At 35.6% G+C, this 17,113-nt stretch carries 16 protein-coding genes; 4 read left to right on the plus strand and 12 right to left on the minus strand.

Annotation, left to right across the window (positions count from 1 at the left end; all coding sequences use genetic code 11):
- The first annotated feature begins 359 nt into the window (after positions 1 to 359).
- A complete protein-coding gene (locus N7Z68_RS00180; RefSeq protein ID WP_275116432.1) occupies positions 360 to 953 on the plus strand; it encodes a TetR/AcrR family transcriptional regulator in 594 nt (197 codons plus the stop codon).
- A 386-nt stretch (positions 954 to 1,339) separates the two neighbouring features.
- On the opposite strand, the gene N7Z68_RS00185 is transcribed toward N7Z68_RS00180, so the two are convergent.
- The 6 genes from N7Z68_RS00185 to N7Z68_RS00210 all read right to left on the minus strand — a co-directional run bounded on the left by N7Z68_RS00185 (position 1,340) and on the right by N7Z68_RS00210 (position 7,562).
- Complete coding sequence (locus N7Z68_RS00185) at positions 1,340 to 4,405, minus strand: PAS domain S-box protein (RefSeq protein ID WP_275116433.1); 3,066 nt, start codon at positions 4,403 to 4,405, stop codon at positions 1,340 to 1,342.
- 36 nt (positions 4,406 to 4,441) lie between these two features.
- Entirely contained in the window at positions 4,442 to 5,437 is a 996-nt protein-coding gene (locus N7Z68_RS00190) for a diguanylate cyclase (RefSeq protein ID WP_275116434.1), read from the minus strand.
- A gap of 55 nt (positions 5,438 to 5,492) precedes the next feature.
- Complete coding sequence (locus N7Z68_RS00195; RefSeq protein ID WP_275116435.1) at positions 5,493 to 5,696, minus strand: hypothetical protein; 204 nt, start codon at positions 5,694 to 5,696, stop codon at positions 5,493 to 5,495.
- A gap of 110 nt (positions 5,697 to 5,806) precedes the next feature.
- Complete coding sequence (locus N7Z68_RS00200; RefSeq protein ID WP_275116436.1) at positions 5,807 to 6,214, minus strand: universal stress protein; 408 nt, start codon at positions 6,212 to 6,214, stop codon at positions 5,807 to 5,809.
- A gap of 13 nt (positions 6,215 to 6,227) precedes the next feature.
- Positions 6,228 to 6,530 (minus strand): Hpt domain-containing protein, encoded by a 303-nt coding sequence (locus N7Z68_RS00205; protein ID WP_275116437.1) that lies wholly within the window; start codon positions 6,528 to 6,530, stop codon positions 6,228 to 6,230.
- Between the two features lie 300 nt (positions 6,531 to 6,830).
- On the minus strand, positions 6,831 to 7,562 hold the full coding sequence (locus N7Z68_RS00210) for a MerR family transcriptional regulator (RefSeq protein WP_275116438.1): 732 nt from the start codon (positions 7,560 to 7,562) through the stop codon (positions 6,831 to 6,833).
- A gap of 370 nt (positions 7,563 to 7,932) precedes the next feature.
- Here N7Z68_RS00210 and pepF point away from each other — a divergent pair, with 370 nt between their 5' ends.
- Positions 7,933 to 9,723, plus strand: a complete 1,791-nt coding sequence (gene pepF, locus N7Z68_RS00215; RefSeq protein WP_275116902.1) for an oligoendopeptidase F — start codon at positions 7,933 to 7,935, stop codon at positions 9,721 to 9,723.
- Between the two features lie 214 nt (positions 9,724 to 9,937).
- Complete coding sequence (locus tag N7Z68_RS00220; protein ID WP_275116439.1) at positions 9,938 to 10,297, plus strand: hypothetical protein; 360 nt, start codon at positions 9,938 to 9,940, stop codon at positions 10,295 to 10,297.
- A 104-nt stretch (positions 10,298 to 10,401) separates the two neighbouring features.
- Here N7Z68_RS00220 and N7Z68_RS00225 read toward each other — a convergent pair whose 3' ends face one another.
- The 6 genes from N7Z68_RS00225 to N7Z68_RS00250 form a co-directional block, all read right to left on the minus strand.
- Positions 10,402 to 10,680, minus strand: coding sequence for a hypothetical protein (locus N7Z68_RS00225; RefSeq protein ID WP_275116440.1), 279 nt, complete (start codon positions 10,678 to 10,680; stop codon positions 10,402 to 10,404).
- A 50-nt stretch (positions 10,681 to 10,730) separates the two neighbouring features.
- Positions 10,731 to 11,627 carry an AEC family transporter gene (locus N7Z68_RS00230; protein ID WP_275116441.1) on the minus strand — a complete coding sequence of 299 codons (897 nt, stop codon included), beginning with the start codon at positions 11,625 to 11,627 and terminating at the stop codon, positions 10,731 to 10,733.
- A gap of 156 nt (positions 11,628 to 11,783) precedes the next feature.
- Positions 11,784 to 12,050 carry an HPr family phosphocarrier protein gene (locus N7Z68_RS00235; RefSeq protein WP_275116442.1) on the minus strand — a complete coding sequence of 89 codons (267 nt, stop codon included), beginning with the start codon at positions 12,048 to 12,050 and terminating at the stop codon, positions 11,784 to 11,786.
- Positions 12,051 to 12,074: 24 nt separating this feature from the next.
- A complete protein-coding gene (locus N7Z68_RS00240; protein ID WP_275116443.1) occupies positions 12,075 to 13,349 on the minus strand; it encodes a TRAP transporter large permease in 1,275 nt (424 codons plus the stop codon).
- A 12-nt stretch (positions 13,350 to 13,361) separates the two neighbouring features.
- Entirely contained in the window at positions 13,362 to 13,928 is a 567-nt protein-coding gene (locus N7Z68_RS00245; RefSeq protein ID WP_275116444.1) for a TRAP transporter small permease, read from the minus strand.
- A gap of 209 nt (positions 13,929 to 14,137) precedes the next feature.
- Complete coding sequence (locus N7Z68_RS00250) at positions 14,138 to 15,199, minus strand: TRAP transporter substrate-binding protein (RefSeq protein WP_275116445.1); 1,062 nt, start codon at positions 15,197 to 15,199, stop codon at positions 14,138 to 14,140.
- 281 nt (positions 15,200 to 15,480) lie between these two features.
- Here N7Z68_RS00250 and N7Z68_RS00255 point away from each other — a divergent pair, with 281 nt between their 5' ends.
- Positions 15,481 to 17,007 carry a gluconokinase gene (locus tag N7Z68_RS00255; RefSeq protein WP_275116446.1) on the plus strand — a complete coding sequence of 509 codons (1,527 nt, stop codon included), beginning with the start codon at positions 15,481 to 15,483 and terminating at the stop codon, positions 17,005 to 17,007.
- Positions 17,008 to 17,113: the final 106 nt, after the last annotated feature.

Genomic DNA, 17,113 nt, shown 5'->3' on the forward strand with positions numbered 1-17,113 from the left:
TTTCAATAGTCCTGTTCAAAACAATTCTTTTTTCATAACTTAATGAATGAAAGTTTTTTTAATTAGGCCTTTTCTAGAGGACTTGCTATTTACTTTTGGGTCTTAAATTGAAACCAACCACAAATCATTAACTTTAATTAAATAATAACAATTTTCAGACTTTTTTACAAACATTTATTTTTTGAATTTAAGTTTAAAAAAATAGGTGTGAATTATCGGTATTTTTTATATAATGGTAATTACTTGTTATGATAAAATTTTTATAGGTTGGTATTAGTAACATTGATAAGGAACTGTTGGTTTTAACCCGTGTTTCCAAATGAGTATTCATCATAGTAGGACAAAAAGGAGGTTCAGTTATGTCTTTGAGAAAGAAAAAAATTGAGAAAAAGAAAGAAGAAATACTTAGATCTGCTGCTGAAGTCTTGAACGAAAAAGGCTATCACGGTGCGACCATGGAAGATATTGCAACAAAGCTATTAATGACTAAAGGTTCTATGTACTATTATTTTAAGAATAAAGAAGACCTTTATTTTCAATGTCATAGAATGATGATCGATAAAAGTAACGAAAAAATTGAGGACATTATTAATAGCGAAAAGAGCCCACTAGAGAAATTAAGGTCTGCTATTATATCCCACATTAAATTAGCAACAACTGAAAAGTCAATGTTTAGCCTAATGGATAAGCCTGAACAAAAATTTTCAGGTGAGTATTTAGAAGATATTTTACAACAACGATCCGAGTACGAAAAAAACTTTGATCAAATCATTAATGAAGGAATTCAATCTGGTGAATTTGACCATGTTGATGTCAAATTATTACGATTACTCATATTAGGTTCATTAAACTGGATATTAGAATGGTATTCCCCTGAGGGTGGAAAAACCCAAGATGAAATTTCTGAAGCCTTCTCAGACTACTTATTACGAATTGTAAAGAAGCAGTGTTAATAAAACATTTTGTTGAAAGTCTATATTTGGTTGCTGTTGAAACGTATGTTGAGCTACTTAAATAATAGGCACCCGCTTAGTTCAGTAATGCTAAAATGCTCACTTCTCTTTCGGTTTTAAGCCTTCTTTCATTTTAGTGATGGACTACTGTCAACTTTTTCTCCTTTACACTCATATAATTTCAATTACCCACTCTAACATATCTACTTCCAAGATTAATATATATACCTTACACTTCCAATATAGTAACTATTAGAAAAAGTTTTAATAGTTACTATAAAAACAACCCTATAAAGTAGTCCTTTTTTTCAAAGTGTCTACTCTATAGGGTGCATTTTACACCTATCCTGTCTCTTTTAAACAAACGTTCTGTTAATACTGAAACATTACATTTTCCTACAATAATAATCAATCGTTTCAATTATGCATTTTTTCGTTATTGGCTTCGTTAAGTACCCATCACATCCAGATTGATAGCTCTTTTGCTTATCTTTGTTAAGAGCATGTGCGGTTAAGGCGACAATCGGAGTTCGTTTTTTATTATGTTTCGCTTCCCATTCTCTCATCAAACGGGTTGCTTCATACCCATCCATTACTGGCATTTGTATATCCATAAATACAAAATCATATGAGGTTCTCTTAAATAACCGAACCGCTTCAAGACCATTTTCAGCAACATCTATAGTAATCCGTTCTTGTTTTAGAAATGCTTTCATTAAGACTTGGTTATCATAAGAGTCTTCCACAAGTAAAATTCGTCTTCCGGCAATCGAGATGTCTTTATCTTCATCTCTTTCTCTAAACTGTTTTTCTTTATCAAGTTTTTCTGAATGGCCTCTTTTTAACTGTAATGTAAAAGTGAACGTGCTACCCTTCCCTAGCTCACTCTTAACCTGTATCGTTCCACCCATTCTTTCAATGAAACTGCGAACGATCGTAAGTCCTAATCCTGTTCCGCCGAAGCGGCGGGTTGTCGAAATGTCCACTTGTGTAAATTGATCGAATATCGTTGAAAGTTTATCTTTAGGAATCCCAATTCCAGTATCGATGACCTGACATTCAAGAATAAAAGTATTTTTTTCAATTAAATCTTTTGGCTTTAGTTTAATACAGACTTGACCATGTTCAGTAAACTTTATTGCATTTCCGATTAAGTTCGTGAAAATTTGTCTTAAACGCGCTTGGTCAGTTACTACAACTGCAGGTAGGCTATGATCATAATTATAGCTTAATTGAATTCCTTTTTTATTCGCTTCAAAGGAGAACACTTGAATAACTTCATCAACCAAATTCTTTAAATCAAACTCTTCCTCCACAATGGAAACATGACCTGCTTCCACCTTTGATAAATCTAGAACATCATTAATGATACGAAGTAAATTAGCAGCTGAATTTTTAGTGATCGTTACATATTGGTGTTGTTCCATGTTCAGTTCTGTCTCTAATAATAGATCTGACATTCCAATAATAGCATTCATAGGTGTCCTAATTTCATGACTTACCATAGCTAAAAAATCAGATTTCGCTTGTGAAGCAACAAGCGCTTGGTCTCTGAGACCTTTTAACTCTTCTTCAAACCACTTCCGTTCAGTAATATCCATGGCTATGCCTAAGATCCGCTGACCATCGCTCGTTTGTAAAGGAAGCTTCACTTGGTAATACCACCTTAATTCCCCGGTGACTGGATGTCTGATCGGCTGTTCTTGTACGTATACTGCTTTACCTGACTCTAATACTTCCGTTTCAATTATTCTTACGTCCTCAGCTTTTTCCGAAATGGAAAAGTCGGAGTATGTCTTTCCAATGATTTCTTCAGCTGCAGTATTAAATAACTCTGATGTCGCTCGATTAACTAACAAATATTTTCCTGCCGAATCTTTCACAAAAATGGGATGAGGGATTGTATCAATTATATTAGAAAGTAATTGATCTTTTTCTTTTACCTTTTGTTGAGCTTTTTTTACTTCACTAATATCTTGTCCAATTCCAAGTAAACCGATCGTATGACCGTTATAATCTATTAATCGCGTAATATGAATTTCAACTGGAAATGTGGAGCCATTTTTTCTATAATAAATCACTTCTCGAATGTACTCTTCCTCACAACCAAGTAAATCATTAATGAAATATTGAACCGCACCTTCTATATTTATATTATGTATTGTTATATACGGTTCTAAATCTTTTTTATCATGAAAAAGAAATGGCGTTTCCTTTCCGATTACTTCCTGCGCTTTATAACCCAACTGATGTTCGGCTGCTTTATTAAAGGTTTGTATAATTCCTTCTTCATTTGTTGTAATAATTAAATTATTTGTACTATCTAGTATCGCTTGACGTACATGGTTTACTTTGCTTAACTCTTTAGTTATGTCATTAGCTAACATTTCTGCATGCTGTCTCATATGGGCCAGCGACCTTAAAACAAAAAATACAAGAAGTGTTATAATAAGACCAGTAATTAAAATGATATTCGGTATTTCTTGCTGTAAGCCAGCAAAAAAATACGGTGAGCTTTCAAAATAGATCTTCCACTCTTGGTCTACAAAAGGAAACGAAACACTTTGAACAAAATCATAATTGGACGTAAAAAGCCTGTCTTGCGGTGCACTAACCCATTCGTATATTAACTGTTGCGGCTTTAATTCATTGATAGAAGAAACATTAGATTGTTCATATATTCTAAAATTAAGATCTGAATTGATGTAACTAGATAAAGTGGCTTCAACAACTTCTTGCAAATATAACGCTATTAAAACATGACCATACCAGTTACTTTCGTGCTCTCCATTTAAACTACCAACAGTTTCATCCCAATAAGAATAAACCGGTGCATAAAGAATGTAGCCTGGACCGCTGTCTCCTTTGTCAGTAATAAGGGTAATTTTCGAAGTTGCCGTATATTCTCCAGTTTCTCTAGCCTTTTGCATCGCTAATCGCCGATTTTCCTCTGTAAAATGGTTAAAACCTACTCCTATTTCTATATGAGTTGATGGCGAAACAAATTGATTAATTAAATATTCATCTTCGTTACTTTCAGGCCAAACCTCATACTTACCTTCATAGGGCAATTGCAATTCTTCTTTAAATTCTAGTAAAGCTTGCTGACCATGAACATACTTTGCGAATGATATGACATGAATGCCCGGGTAATTTTGAAAAGGTTGAAATTGTTCCTCGTATTTTTTCCATTTTATATAATCGATTGTTACGGGATCACTTGCTGTGAAAAAGCTTTGATAAGCATTTAAAACTTCAACATACGTTTTTACCGATTTATGAAGTTCATCAATGATCTGTTCAGTGTCATGAGAAAACTTCTCTTCAGCCCTTTCATAAAGTATGTTATTCGCCATTCTTGAAAACAAAATGGTAACAACGATAAGACTGACTATAATAATTAAAATCGTAAAGCGATGACTTAGAAGCTCTTTAATCTTAGTAATTTTCATGGACATCTCCTTAGAACTCTATGACGTGCAAACTAGTTAAACTTCTTCTAGTAAACATATATCAAAACACTCTACTCGGTTCCGTCCTGAGTTTTTTGCCTCGTATAAAGCTTTATCTGCCATATCTATTAGTGTTTCAATGGATTGAATACTTTCACACCCATGAAAAGAAGATACACCTAAACTTATTGTTACAACATTACTTACTGTTGAGCTTGCATGGGGAATTTGACTATTTTCAATATTTCTTCTCATCGTTTCAGCAATGTGTATTGCCCCATCTAGATCTGTATCAGGTAAAACGACAGCAAATTCCTCTCCACCGTAACGAGCTACTAAATCCGTCGCTCGATTAACCGTACTTTGAAGAACCTTTGCTACTTTCTTTAAACACTCATCGCCTTCTAGATGTCCATACGTATCGTTATATAATTTAAACTTATCGATATCTAAGAGGATGAGAGACAAATTTGACTTTTGGCGTCCCGCTCGTTTCCATTCCAATTCAATATAACTATTAAATCTTCGACGATTTGGAATACCCGTCAGCCCGTCCAAAGAGGATAATTGTTCAAGTACTTCATTTAATTGATGTAATTTTTCATTAGCGATAACGAGTTCTGCTTCCCGTTGGATACGTTTATCCATTTCATCCTTTAATCGAAGCACAGATGCAATTCGAGCATTTAATTCAATAGAGTGAAACGGCTTTGTAACATAATCGCTCGCTCCTGCAATAAAGGCTTGCTCAAGCACTTTGACGTTACTTAATCCTGTTACCATAATAATCGGGATGTCTTTTACAGCCTCAAGTTCTTTTATTTGATTACATACCTCAATTCCATCCATGCCAGGCATAATCACATCTAATAAAATTAAGTCGATTTCATTTCCTTGCTTTTTTAGAATATCAAACGTCTCGTCAGCAGACTGGGCCAGAATAATATCCTTATACCCCGATTTATTCAATAACCTTTCTAGTAGATTACGACTGTCAATACAATCATCTACTACTAAAATCTTTCTCCTCATAATAATCCCCCTCAGTTACTCTTTAAGAGCATTCAAAGCACTTACTTTTCTAATGTTACTTACGATGGATCCCTAATTTCTCTTCTCTCTTTTTCATTATTTTATCTACATAATTAGTATCCAGATCTTCGTCCACCGGAATGGCTGGAATATCGATAATCTCTCTTTTGCAGTGAGGACAGATCCATTTTTCTTTATCATCGTATAAATAAGAAATGGATATTTTTAAGCAGAAGCAACAAAGCTTTTTCTCGATCATCTCTTTTACTCCTTTTTTGCGTGCTTAAAATACATTATTTTGAAAGCGTGGATTTGCTCAGCTTATTTCACTTTCTTCAATACTAATCAAAATCCAACTCTTAACAGTATTTATTTAATTACTAGAACAGGTTGAGTTGACAGGTGAACGACACCATAACTCACACTTCCAAACGTGTACTCTCCTTCGGCCGTATGGCTGCGATTTCCGATCACAATTACATCAACATCCTCTTCATTAGCAATGTTGACAATTTCTATGGAAGGTTTCCCCATCACCACTTTACCTTCAATAAAAACACCTGTTTCCTGAAACAGCTGCATACTTTGTTCAATTAATATTTCCCCTTGTCCTAATAACTTTTCTTTTACATTAGGGTAAATACTTTCCAGATCATTGGCATTCGGAACGACATGTACAAAATAAAGTTGAGTACAAATTTGAAGAATTTGCTTTGACAAGAAATCATAGGCTTGTTGGGAAAATTCTATACTATCGGTAGGAATTAATAACTTCATAGGACTGTACCAATTATTCAAAACATATTTCTATTTGATCTAAGTAATTAATCAAAGCGGTAATACCGCCTTCAATCTTCAGTTTATCTCCTTCTTTTGCTGCTTCTTCTAGCTGTTTTCCTAAATCTGTAATAAATTCAAATCCATATCCTGAACCAAAGCCTTTCATACGATGCCCAATCATACGAACCTGCTCAAAATCCTCTTCTGATAAAGCGAATTTCATTGTTTCTATATCTTTTTTTCTATTCTCCATAAATCCAGGAATTAGATCCTTTAAATCTTTATCAATTAATATCTGTATTGTTTTAGTCATGTTTACTCCCCCAGAACTTTTTTTCTTAGTAGAATTGCCATTCTATTCCTTTATTTAATTTTAAAATTTAACATAGGTGAATTCAATTAGGTTTTAAGATTAATTGTGTCTTTTTTACTACATTCAGTAGTCTCTTCTTGATAATTCACATTACTATCAGTTCTTTGATACTACTTTAAAATCTCTCCCCTATCCATTCCGCGTTGATTACAATAAAAAAATCAGATAGATTTCAATAATCTACCTGATTTATTCATATTAACTAATAACAGTGAATATATTTTACAGTATTTCAACATATTAATAATGTGGTTTAATTGTATCCTCTTTCTTGTCTTTAGTGAATTGACTTAACCACTTAGAGACCTTATTCTTAATGGTTTGTTCTTGTTTCGAAGCAGCTGTTTCTCTAAAATGTTGTACAAATTCTCGGAAATGTACTTCTCGTTCTTCTAATTTTTGATGGATAAACAGCTTTTCTTCATTTTCCTGTTCTATTTCTTGTCTCAACCTTTGCAGTTCATCCTTTGTTTGATCCGAAGTATCCAACAACATTTGTGAATACGATTGTACAAGCGATGTTGTTTTATTATGACCAAGATTAATTTCTTTTTTCACTTCATTTTTAATTTCTTCTTTCGTCTCTTGAAGTACTTCATCTTTAAAAGAAAAAATTGAATTTGTTAATTTCTCAACACTTTCTACTGTTTCTTGTTGCATTGAAATCATCATCTCATACTGATTATAATCTTCACTCTCTTCTTTTTCATCTGACTCATCGTTGTATTCCACTTGGATATTCGTTTCAAGTATATATTTTACATCCTCATCTTTTATATTTTTATCTTTCAATAATTTAATTTTCTTTAATGTATCAATTTCATAATCGGTATATAATCTAGCCCCCGTTTTCGTTCTTTGTACATATAACATACCTTCAAATGTCCGCTCCCATTTTCTCAAATTACCTACGGGAATTTTTAATAACCTCGATACTTCTTTCGTAGAATACTTTTGTATAACGTTCCCCATTCAAATTCTCTCCTTTCTATTTTTCCAGTCATAATGGCTCTTTGTATCACTATTAGATACACCTATATGTTTTTTCCTTCAAGGTGACAAAACTTCTAATAACATTCTATTTTTCTGCAATACTTTCAAAAATGAATACAAATACGCGATTACGCTCGGAATGTACATATCTTACTCGTAAGATGGACTACTTTTTTTGCTCCTGCTATCTAAATTCGTAGAGAAAGGTCATTTATTGGTGGGATTTATCTATGAAAATTCTTATTACCTAATAGCAAAATATTCAGTTTTCATATATAATAAATATAATTCGTATTACGAAATAAAAACATTCATTCAATGAGAGGAGACGGTCTATTTGTCTAAAATAATGACTCGTGGTGAAGTTCCTGAACATTTAAAGTGGGATTTAAAAGATTTATTTCAAACAAGTGATGCTTGGGAGAAAGAATTACAAGACGTACATTCAGATGTAAAAAAAGTCACTCAATACAAAGGAACTCTTGCGGAAGGTTCAAAACAATTACTCAACTGCCTAACAGCTTTAGAGGATATTCAAAAGCGCTTAACGTATGTTGCAACATATGCAAACTTACGTCTTTCTGAGGATGGTTCTAATTCAGAAAGCCAAGCTAACTCAGCTCGAGTTGCTTCAATGCTTTCAAATGTTGAAGCAGAACTTTCATTTATAGAAACTGAAATTCTCGCACTTCCTGATGGAACAATTGAAAAATACATAGAAAATGAGCCTGCTCTTGAATCTTTTGAGAAAAACTTAAAAGAGCGATTAGAAAAAAAGCCACACACCCTGTCTCCTGAAACAGAGTTGGCTTTAGCATCACTTGGTGAAGTCTTAGCATCTCCTTACAAAACGTATCAATTAAGTAAATCTTCGGATATGGTCTTCTCTTCTTTTAAAGACGAGGACGGTAACGACATTCCGTTATCATTTGCTTCTTTTGAAGATCGTTATGAATTATCAGCTAATACGAACATCCGAAGAAATGCTTATCAATCATTTACTAATACGTTAAAGCAATACGAAAATACTTTTGCTTCCACCTATTCAACAGAAATTAAAAAGCAAGTAGCGCTTTCCCGTTTAAGAAATTATAATTCTGTAACGGAAATGCTCTTACAGCCTCAGCAAGTGACAGAAGAAATGTATAACAATCAGTTGGATATTATTCAAGAAGAGTTAGCTCCACATATGCGTCGATTTGCAAAATTAAAACAACGAGTTCTTGGGCTGGATAAAATGATGTTCTGTGATTTAAAAGCACCTCTTGATCCGGACTTTAACCCGCCAACAACAATCGACGAAGCTTCTAAAGTAATTCAAGAAGCTTTACAAATTCTTGGACCTGAATACAGTCAAATTATGGAAAAAGGATTAAACGAAGGTTGGATTGATTACGCTGAAAATTATGGAAAGTCAACAGGTGCTTTTTGTGCAAGCCCTTATGGTGTTCATCCTTATATTTTAATTACGTGGACGGATACGATGCGCGGAGCATTTATTTTGGCACACGAACTCGGACATGCGGGACACTTCTATTTAGCTGGTGGAAATCAACGCTTAACAAACACTCGCCCATCGCTATATTTTATTGAAGCACCATCAACAATGAATGAATTAATTCTCGGTAAGCACTTGCTAGCTAGTACAGATGATAAACGAATGAAACGTTGGGTACTCCTTCAGTTCCTAGGTACGTATTACCATAATTTCGTTACACATTTATTAGAAGGTGAGCTGCAACGACGTATTTATCGTATCGCTGAATCTGGACAACCGATCACAGCAAATACTTTAAGTAAAACGAAAGGTGAAATTCTTTCTAACTTCTGGGGAGATTCTGTAGAAATGGATGAAGGAGCAAGCCTCACTTGGATGCGTCAACCGCATTATTACATGGGACTTTACCCGTACACTTATTCTGCTGGTCTAACAGCTTCAACAGCTGTTGCACAATTGATTGAAGAAGAAGGACAACCTGCTATTGACCGCTGGATTGAAGTATTGAAGATGGGTGGTACGAAAAAACCACTAGATCTACTGAAGCACGCTGGAGTCGACATGTCCACTCCAGACCCGATTAGAAAGGCCGTTGCTTTTGTAGGCTCGCTGGTAGATGAACTAGAAAAGAGTTACGAGTAAAAAATAATAACGGACGTTATAGCTGACTTAAAATTCACCCTTCACCTTTATATACTCCAAGGCGTTTTTCGAGTATGGGTTGGGATTGAAAATTAAGTCGGCTTTTTTTAATTAAAATATTCATCAATAATTCAATAAAAAATTACATACATCAACCTCCAATTGCGAAACTTATCTTTGTAATTTACATTACTATTATTAGGAGGTTTTTATTATGTATCAACAATTTAATCAAATGAACTCGCAACAACCAGTTGGAAACCAAATTCAACAAACACTTGGACAAATGCAGCAGATGGAGCAACAAAACGCTACCGAATTAAGAAAAATCGCTAACCAAATTCAAGATTTAAGTCAGCACGAGTCTATGGCAACAAGACAAGTTCAGCAACTACAACAACTTTGCCAACAGTTAATCCAAGAGAATCAACGAATGCACCAAATGGTTCAACAACAATCTTCTCAACAAACATTTATGCCGTACCAAAGCCAAACACATTCACCTCAGCTTCAACAATCACAATATTCACCACAAAACCAGCAATCCCACTATTCATCTAATCAATATCAATAATACTTGCGCATTGGGGTGGTACATGAATATATGTATCATCCCTTTAAAACTTAAAGAAGGCAAGATGTCCGGCACCTTCCCTTACACTTAAGACCATTATGTATTTATTCTTTTTCATCCTCAAGCTCTACTTTCTTACCTCCAACAGATAGATATGAATACACTTCTGCACCTTCTTTTATTTTTTGTAAACCTTTAAGGTATGGCTTAACTAAGTCCTTAAAATCTTCATAAACACCTTCATTCTCTAACTGACCATACACATATACTTTTTTTTCATCAATTATATAGGCTAAATACCCTACTGCTTTTTCATCACGATCAACAATATTCAATACTTGTGCATCTTCTTTACTTAATTCTGGTGAAAAGTAAATATCCATTATTGTTCCTCCAAATGTATTATTAATAAAGTTTGTGAAATGAACGAAGACTACTGTAACAAGCCCAGCAATAGAGTAATGGTTAAAATACTCACTAAAGTGGTGACTAACGTTATACTAGAAACAAGCTTAGGCTCAGAGTCAAATTGAACAGCATACATTACGATCGTCGCTGCAGATGGCATCGCAGCAGAAACGATAAGGACCTTTGTGAGGAGAGGGTCAATAGGTAAAACTAATGTGATCGCATACGCAATAAGGGGCGACATTATTAGCCGGACGATTGTACCGTATGCTATTTTGCCCCATTCAAAATTACCTAACTCAATCAAAGCAAGTTGCATTCCTAAGATGATCATGACGGTAGGAACAGTTGCCTCAGCTATAATATGTACGGTTGCCATTAAGTTATTAGGAACAGACACATCTAACGTTTTAGCCAGTAAGGCAATAATAACTGCATACGTTGCCGGCATTAAAAAAACAGCCTTCATTGCAATTTTTATTCCTTCATTTCCTCTCGCTGCATAATAAACCCCAAAGAAGTTCATAACAATTGCCTGCAGTACTAAGAAAGTAACCGAATAATCAAAACCGACTTCACCGTAAGCGAATAAAATAATCGGTGCCCCATAATTGCCAGAATTCATAAAAGCAGTAGACAGAATTAGTCCTCCTTCTGTTGACTGAGGATATTTCATAAAAAATGAATACACTTTATTAATCAAGATCAAGGCAAATAAGAGCAAAACAGAAAAAATAACCATGTAGAAATACTGCATATCTAAGTGAGCCGTATAAAATGTACGAAATACTAAACATGGTGTCATAATATAAATAGCAACTTCTGAAACCGCAGGAATTTTAATTTTCCGCCATTTCTGTACGAGAAAGCCAATGAAAAAAACTAGAAGAACAGGTAAAACTACCTCAAGAAATATAGTCACCCTACTCCCCCCAATCAGAACAACTATTACCCTCCGTAGAATAGGAAATCCGCGTCACTCATGAATAGCAAGGAGAATAATGTTCAGTACTTATTAGATACTTCTACCTTTTAAAAAAGAGACGGCTTCCTTCATCCGCCTCTTTTTCACTGTAAACTATGCTTGTGTTAAATAATCTACAACAGCTTGTACAGCTTCATCACTATCTTTACCTACAGCCTTCACAGTAATTGCATCGCCGTTTTGAAGATTCATTGTAATTAACCCTAGAAAACTTTTTAAATTGACTTCAATAGGATTACCACGTAACAACTTACGCAAATATATTTCGGCTTGAAAAGGTTGAATTATTTTACTCAATTCAATTATTGTTCGATCCTCGCTGAGGTTAATTGTAATTTCTTTATAACTAATTTCGCTCATTTTTCGTTCACTCCAATTCTCTTACTATAAATTCAATAACATTAGTGACAGTTGTGGAATGAAAATAATGATGAAAAGGGCAAAAAGCATCACTAGGAAAAACGGAATAATCGCTCGAGATATGGCTTCTATTGATAAACCTGATATCCCTGAACCAACAAAAAGGTTTACGCCTAATGGCGGTGTAATAAAACCAATAGCTAGATTAACAATCATTAAAATTCCAAAGTGGATCGGATCGTAGCCAATATTTATTGCAATCGGTAGAAGGATAGGCGTTAAAATAATAATAGCTGCCAGCGTATCCATAAAACATCCGACAATTAATAACAAGAGTGTAATTAATAAGATAATAACGATCGGATTCTCTGAAAAGTTTAACATCGCTTGTGCCACTTGATTTGGAATTTGTTGTACCGTTAATAACCGGCCAAACGCTGTTGCCGTCCCGACAATAATCAATATTGTGGCTGTTGTCAGAGCCGCATCAATAAAAACTTTCGGCATATCTTTAATTTTTAATTCACGATACAGTATCATTCCTGCGATTAAACCATATACAACTGCAATTACTGCTGCCTCAGTCGGTGTAAAAATACCGCCATAAATACCACCAAGAATAATAATCGGAACAAGTAATGCCCACTTCGCTTCCCAACTTGCCTTTAAAAACGTCATGAATGAAAATTTATCTTCTGTTCCGCGATAGCCCATCTTTCTCGAATAAAAGTAGGCATAGGCCATGAGGGCGAAACCTACGAGGAGACCAGGAATAATCCCTGCAATAAATAAACTGCCAATGGAAACACCACCGACAACCCCGTAAATTACCATAGGGATACTTGGAGGAATTATAACACCTAATGAACCAGCTGCAGCGACAACTGCGGTTGAAAATCGTTTATCATAACCTTGGCGCACCATAGCTGGTATCATAATTCCACCAATTGCTGCAACTGTCGCTGGTCCTGACCCAGAAATAGCGGCAAAAAACATACATGTAATAATAGTCGCAATCGCAAACCCGCCTGTTTTATTTCCTACAATCGTATTCGCTACTCGGAAAAGGCGGTCAGAAACTCCACCTTTCCCCATAATTTCACCTGCTAAAATGAAAAAAGGAACGGCCATTAAAGGAAACGAATCAACGGAAGTCACTAGACCTTGTGCAAGAAACTCAACAGGTAAAGAACCGGTATATACAATCGTTACCAGTGTTGCTAAACCTAGTGCAATCCCTATAGGAACGCTTAATAGTAGAAAAAGGGCAAAGCTTCCGAAAAGTACACCTGCTGCCATATCAATACCCCTTTATAATTTATTCTTTCCTCTTTCAACATCTTCTTCAATATCTGGTATATCAAGCAGTCTCTCTTGTTCTGTCTTTACATCAAATTCTTCTTTTCCTAATAACGACTTCACCTGTTTTATCAGTTGTTGGATTAATCGTATAATCGTTAAACCCATGCCAATAGGCGTCGCCATATATACGAGTCCCATCGGTAACTGAAGAGCTGGAGACCGCTGGCCCCATGCTAATAACCTTGAAGCAATATCATACCCATAATAGACGACGAAAATCGCAAATCCTAAGAATAATAAGTTCGCAATGATATTTAAAATGATTTTTCCTTTGTCCTTTAGTAATAAGAGCATGACGTCGACTTTAATGTGACGTTGTTTTTTTACCCCATAGCTAATTCCAAGATAGACTAACCAAATAAAGCAATAACGTGCCAATTCTTCAGACCAAGCAAGGGAAGCTTCCATGACATATCTCATAAAAACTTGCATTGCAATGACCACAACCATAATCATAGAAAAAATAACGAGGAACACTTCCTCAATATGCTCATTTAGCCACCTTACTACAAACACTAAGCACCCCTCACTTTTTTACATTTCATTTTTAGTTACTTCTATTATTGAAGAGCCTCAAAACTATATACCTTATATGTAAATCATCATTCTATGTAAAAATAATAGTACGTTGATAAGATATATACTTTTAGTTTTCTTCTTTAAAATGATTAGAACAAAGGGACTTGAAAACTTATATATATTCAAGTCCCTTTGTTTCGAATGAACTAATCTTCTTGGGCTTCACGTATTGCTTCGTATACTTGGTCAACAATATCTTGACCGATGCGCTCAGCATACTTATCTAATACAGGCTGAACAGTATCAATCATTTCTTGGCGAGCTTCTTCATCAATTTCCGTGTAGGTCATACCCTCTTCTTGTAAATCATCTAAATACTGGGCATTCGCTTCACGATTTAATTGACGTTGATGTTGGCCAGCTTCTCTAGCTGCATCTCTTACAATTTCTTGTTCTTCCTCTGTCAGTGAATCAAAGAATGTCTTTGACATTAGAAAAACAAACGGGCTATAAATATGGTGCGTGTTAGAGATGTGGTCTTGAACTTCATGAAACCCTTGTAAATATACAGTTGCTACTGGGTTTTCTTGTCCGTCTACAGCACCTTGTTGTAAGGCAGTAAATAATTCCGTGAATGCCATTGGTGTAGGGTTTGCACCTAATGCACGAAATGCTTCCAAGTGAAGTTCATTTTCCATCGTGCGAATCGATAAGCCTTTCATGTCCTCCATTGATGCTACTGCTCGACGTGCATTCGTTAAATCACGGAAACCATTTTCCCAATAAGCAAGTCCGACTAAATTTTGGTCATCTAACTTATCCAACATCATTTGACCTACTTCTCCATCTAGTACTTCATCAGCTACTTCATTACTAGGAAATAAGAATGGGAAATCAAATACAGTAAACTCTTGAACAAATCCGGCAATGGGTGCAGTGGAGGGAACAGTCACTTCCTGAGTACCAAGTTGCAGTGCTTCCATCATTGACCGGTCATCCCCTAATTGACCACTGTGATATGTCTCAACAACGATCGATCCATCGGTTCTTTCCTCAACCAACTCTTTAAACTTTAGTAAGCCTAAGTATTGAGGATGCTGATCATTTAATCCAATACCAGCACGGATCGTACGTTGTACACCAGGTGCCGCTTCACCTGCTGTCCCTTCTCCTGCATCTGGCTCAGCTGGCGCTGTACCACAAGCAGCAGCTACAAAAAACAATGCGAAAATAAAAATCGTTGTGAAAATTATTTTGAAGTAATTCACCCGTAATACCTCCTGTTTTTTCTTTATGATGAACTTTAGATTTCATCCTGTAGTAAAGTAACCACTTTCCTTATAGCTTTTGAACCTCATTAATTTTCAAAATCACTTTTCTTATTTTGATTTAGGAAAGGAATATTATGCATTTCTACTAAAGAAATTATAGAAATTTGGTATTTCCTTTCAATATGGATGGATACAATGATTGAAATCGCTAATATTAAGGAAAAGAAGTACTTCTCTTATATAGGGCTGAGCTTTTTAACTGAAAGGAAGAACGTACCGTGGATTATGTTATTGGACTAGACATTGGCACAACAAGTGCGAAAGCTGTTCTTTTTACGAGAGATGGGACTGTGAAAGCAGAAAGTGAAGAAACCTATAATGTCTCCCACCCTCATCCATCATGGGTTGAGCAGGATCCTAATGAAATAGAAAAAGCTGCAAAAAAAGCGCTTAAATCCATAGTTGAAGCAGGAGTGACTTCTACTGATCATATTATAGTTGTAGGAATTTCTTCTGCGATGCACTCGCTTATTTGCATGGACGCTCAAGGAAACGCCATTTCACCTTCCATTACATGGGCGGATGGAAGAAGCGTTCACCAAGCAGAAAAAATTAAGTCAACAAGCGGGCTTGATATTTATATGAAAACAGGAACACCGGTCCATCCAATGTCACCATTGATAAAATTAATCTGGATGAAGGAAACCAATTATTCCCCTTACCTTAAGGCATACAAATTTGTTTCAATAAAAGAGTACTTAATGAAGAAATGGTTTAATCAATATATTGTTGACTATTCCATTGCTTCAGCAACAGGAATGTTTAATGTACATACATTCGAATGGGATGAACAAGCCTTAGCAATGACCGGTATTCAAAGAGGGCAACTATCAAAACCGGTTCCTCCAACTCATGTAGTAGAAGGGCTATCAAATGCAGTCGTAGAAGAAACAGGATTGAGCTTGGATACTAAGTTTGTCATCGGTGCCAGTGATGGTCCTCTTGCGAACCTCGGGATAGGGGCAATTAATCCAGGTGATGTTGCCATTACAGTTGGTACAAGCGGAGCGATCCGGCAAATGGCGAGTAAACCCCAAACGGATGAGCTGCAGGAGATCTTTTGTTATGGCTTAACGAGAGACTCTTGGATTATGGGAGGGCCTACAAATAATGGCGGGATTGTCCTTCAGTGGTTAAAGGAGATTGTTGGTGAACATCAAGTTTACCTTGCACAAAAAGATGAGAAAAGAGCCTATGAACAACTTGTTGAGCTTGCTAAGACGGTCAACCCTGGGGCTGACGGATTATTGTTCTTACCTTATTTAAATGGAGAGCGCGCTCCGTATTGGGACGCAAATGCTAGAGGGAGCTTTATCGGATTAACATTAGCACATAAGAAAGAACATCTTATTCGCGCAGGAATGGAAGGGGTCATCTTTAGTTTACTAACAGTAAGTGAAGCACTTGAAAGACTTGCTGGCCCTGCTAAAAATTTCTTCGCAAGCGGCGGGTTTGCACGCTCTCCACTCTGGCTTCAAATTTTAGCAGATGTTTTCGGGCAAGAAGTTCAAGTTCCTAAAAGTCATCAAAGTTCTGCCTGGGGTGCTGCTTGGATGGGACTCGTCGGCGTAGGAGAAGAAAAATATTTGACAGATATAAAAGAGTTTATTCCAATGGAAACATGTTATTTGCCGAGCGAAGAAAATCATAAAGTATATCAAACCCTCTATCATACATTTAAAAATCTTTATATTTCGCTACAACCCCATTACAAAACGATAAGTGATTATCAAAGACGTCATTAGAGGAATACTTGTAGCTATCAATAGCCACCTATCAATAACTAGCTGTTTCTATTTTGCCTGTTGCTTACATTAGAGTTGGCGTTGAAAATTTTAAAAACCACTAGGA

It is taken from the genome of Alkalihalobacterium chitinilyticum (assembly GCF_029028005.1).
In the GTDB taxonomy this organism is placed as follows: domain Bacteria; phylum Bacillota; class Bacilli; order Bacillales; family Bacillaceae_F; genus Alkalihalobacterium; species Alkalihalobacterium chitinilyticum.

Bases quoted from the DNA above. Each gene is read 5' to 3' on its own strand.
- N7Z68_RS00180 (WP_275116432.1), top strand. From the start codon at position 360: ATGTCTTTGAGAAAGAAAAAAATTGAGAAAAAGAAAGAAGAAATACTT.
- N7Z68_RS00185 (WP_275116433.1), bottom strand. From the start codon at position 4,405: ATGAAAATTACTAAGATTAAAGAGCTTCTAAGTCATCGCTTTACGATT.
- N7Z68_RS00190 (WP_275116434.1), bottom strand. From the start codon at position 5,437: ATGAGGAGAAAGATTTTAGTAGTAGATGATTGTATTGACAGTCGTAAT.
- N7Z68_RS00195 (WP_275116435.1), bottom strand. From the start codon at position 5,696: ATGATCGAGAAAAAGCTTTGTTGCTTCTGCTTAAAAATATCCATTTCT.
- N7Z68_RS00200 (WP_275116436.1), bottom strand. From the start codon at position 6,214: ATGAAGTTATTAATTCCTACCGATAGTATAGAATTTTCCCAACAAGCC.
- N7Z68_RS00205 (WP_275116437.1), bottom strand. From the start codon at position 6,530: ATGACTAAAACAATACAGATATTAATTGATAAAGATTTAAAGGATCTA.
- N7Z68_RS00210 (WP_275116438.1), bottom strand. From the start codon at position 7,562: ATGGGGAACGTTATACAAAAGTATTCTACGAAAGAAGTATCGAGGTTA.
- pepF (WP_275116902.1), top strand. From the start codon at position 7,933: ATGACTCGTGGTGAAGTTCCTGAACATTTAAAGTGGGATTTAAAAGAT.
- N7Z68_RS00220 (WP_275116439.1), top strand. From the start codon at position 9,938: ATGTATCAACAATTTAATCAAATGAACTCGCAACAACCAGTTGGAAAC.
- N7Z68_RS00225 (WP_275116440.1), bottom strand. From the start codon at position 10,680: ATGGATATTTACTTTTCACCAGAATTAAGTAAAGAAGATGCACAAGTA.
- N7Z68_RS00235 (WP_275116442.1), bottom strand. From the start codon at position 12,050: ATGAGCGAAATTAGTTATAAAGAAATTACAATTAACCTCAGCGAGGAT.
- N7Z68_RS00240 (WP_275116443.1), bottom strand. From the start codon at position 13,349: ATGGCAGCAGGTGTACTTTTCGGAAGCTTTGCCCTTTTTCTACTATTA.